3 protein-coding genes are annotated in these 2731 nt (G+C 66.6%); all 3 read left to right on the top strand.

Annotated features, from left to right (window positions below; genetic code table 11):
* Positions 1–663, top strand: a 663-nt coding sequence (locus QQK83_RS19135) for a ferritin-like domain-containing protein (protein WP_284267016.1), incomplete at its 5' end; no start/stop codon positions are given.
* A 213-nt stretch (positions 664–876) separates the two neighbouring features.
* Positions 877–2217 (top strand): DUF5930 domain-containing protein, encoded by a 1341-nt coding sequence (locus tag QQK83_RS19130; protein WP_284267014.1) that lies wholly within the window; start codon positions 877–879, stop codon positions 2215–2217.
* Positions 2207–2731: bactofilin family protein (locus tag QQK83_RS19125; protein WP_284267012.1), on the top strand; the 525-nt coding region annotated here is incomplete at its 3' end. The genes QQK83_RS19130 and QQK83_RS19125, both read left to right, overlap by 11 nt.

Raw genomic sequence — 2731 nt, 5'->3', positions numbered from 1 at the left:
CCGGCCCGGCCCGCCGAGCCCGCGCTGCTCGACCCGCGCGAGGTGCCGCGCCGCCGCCCCGGCACGCCCGAGGGGCGCATCGCCATCCTGCACGCCGTCGCCCATATCGAGCTGAACGCCGTCGATCTGCACTGGGACATCATCGCGCGGTTCACCGATGTGCCGATGCCGCCCGGCTTCTACGACGACTGGGTGCGCGCGGCCGACGAGGAATCCAAGCATTTCAACCTGATCGCCGATTGCCTCGAGGCGATGGGCAGCCGTTACGGCGCGCTTGCCGCCCATGCCGGCATGTGGCGCGCGGCCGAGGACACGGCCGAGGACCTGATCGGGCGGCTTGCCGTCGTGCCCATGGTGCTGGAGGCCCGCGGCCTCGACGTGACGCCGGGCATGATCGACATCTTCCGCCGCGCCAAGGACGACCCCGCCGCCGCACAGGCCGTCGCCGCGATGGAAGTGATCTATGCCGAAGAGGTCCACCACGTCGCCTATGGCTCCAAGTGGTTCCACTTCCTCTGCGGTCGGCACGAGATGGACCCGAAAGACGCCTTCCACGGGCTTGTCCGGCGCTATTTCCATGGCCAGCTGAAGCCCCCCTTCAACGAAGAGAAACGCGCCGAGGCGGGGCTTCCGCCGGATTTCTACTGGCCGCTGACCGAGTGACCGACGGGGACGGCTTCGCACGTCCGACCGGGCCGGAATGTTAGCATCGGCGGTTTTCCGCCTGAAATCGGCAAATTTCCATGACATTTATGCAACATCGAGATAGATCGTTGAGACAGTAAGCGGTTCCAAGTATTCCCTCGGCAGGGCCGCAACCGGACGGGGACACCCGGCGCGGTTCCAGAAAACAAAGGGAAAGATGGGGCAAGATACGTGACAGCACGTCTGTTGGGCCGCTTCAACGCGGCACTTGAAACGCGCCTGCCCGAGCAGCGCCTGTTCCTGAAATCCGACCAGGGCACACGCTTCATCCGCCTCCGCCCGATAACGCAGGCGGCAATCCTGACCGGATTCGCCGCCGTGGTCGCATGGTCGGTGATCGTCACATCGGTGTTCCTGATCGACGCCATTTCGGCCGGAAACGCCCGCGACCAGGCGCAGCGCGAACAGATGATGTACCAGGCCCGGCTGAACGCGCTCTCCGACGAGGTCGAGTTGCGCACCTCCGAGGCAGTGCAGGCGCAGGAACGATTCTCGGGCGCGATGGACCAGGTCGCCGCGATGCAGCTGCGGCTGCTCAGTTCCGAGGAACGCCGCCGCGAGCTTGAAACCGCGGTCAACGTCATCCAGGCCACGCTGCGGCGCACCATCGCCGAGCGCGACACCGCCCGCGACCAGGTGGCGACCCTTCAGAACGAGCTGCGTGCCGACACCGGCACCGTGCAGACCGCCGCGGCCCGCGAGGCCGAGCTTCATTCAGCCGTGGACCGCCTCGCCTCGGCGCTCGAGGCGACGGCGGGACAGCGCGACACCAGCGCCGTGCTCGTGTCCGAGGCGGCGCTGGAAATCGACCGCCTGCATTACGAGTCTGCCCTCGCCGAGGAACGTCAGGAGCGTGTCTTCCGCCAGCTCGAGGACGCCGTGGCGATGTCGATGGAACCGCTCGACCGGCTGCTCTCGGCCTCGGGCCTGTCGACCGACCGGCTGATCGGGCAAGTCCGGTCGACCTATTCCGGCCAGGGCGGACCGCTGATGCCCATCGCCGTCTCGACCCGCGGCGAGGAACCCGACGCCATGTCGCTGCGCGCCAACGAGCTTCTGGCCGCGCTGGACGAAATGAACCTCTACCGCATCGCCGCCGAACAGCTGCCCTTTTCCATCCCGGTCCGCGGCAGCTACCGCAACACCTCGGGCTTCGGCTATCGCAGCGATCCGTTCAACGGCGGTCGGCGGCTTCACGCCGGCGTCGATTTCGCCGGAGCCCGCGGCACGCATATCGTTGCGGGCGGCGATGGAACGGTGGTTTTTGCAGGCAGGCAAAGCGGTTACGGCCTTATGGTCGAGATCGACCACGGCTTTGGCATCACCACCCGTTACGCGCACATGACCCGGCTTCACGTCTCGCGGGGCGAAAGGGTCTCGCGCGGGGATCATATCGGTGATATGGGCTGCACCGGACGGTGTACCGGGACCCACCTGCACTACGAGGTGCGGCGCAACGGAGACCCGGTAAACCCGATGACCTTCATCACGGCAGGACGCGATGTTTTCTAAATCCAAGATCAACGAGCCAGGGCCTAAATCGTCTGGCGCCGAGCAGGGTGCAGCCGATACCGCCAGGTCCGATCAGAAATCCAGCCCCAATGCGGGAGCAAGCATGTCGACTTCTTCTTCCTCGTCCCCGAAATCCAAGCCGGCCCCCTCGGTGCTGAGTTCGGATCTCACCATCACCGGCAACCTGCGCACCACGGGTGACATCCAGGTCGAGGGAACGGTTCAGGGCGACATCCGCGCACATCTGCTGACCGTCGGCGAAAGCGCGAATATCGAGGGCGAAATCGTCGCGGATGACGTCGTGGTCACCGGCCGCGTCGTGGGCAAGGTGCGTGGCCTCAAGGTCCGCCTGACCTCCACCGCCCGCGTCGAGGGCGACATCATCCACAAGACCATCGCCATCGAGAGCGGCGCACATTTCGAAGGCTCCGTGCAGCGCGCCGAAGATCCGCTGTCGACCGGTGCCTCCGCGGGCGGCATGGCCCCGCGTGCCCCGGCCGCGCCCGCGCCCTCC

The organism is Roseicyclus amphidinii, assembly GCF_030163755.1.
GTDB classification, from domain to species: domain Bacteria; phylum Pseudomonadota; class Alphaproteobacteria; order Rhodobacterales; family Rhodobacteraceae; genus Roseicyclus; species Roseicyclus amphidinii.
This window is presented reverse-complemented; position numbering and strand designations above follow the sequence as displayed.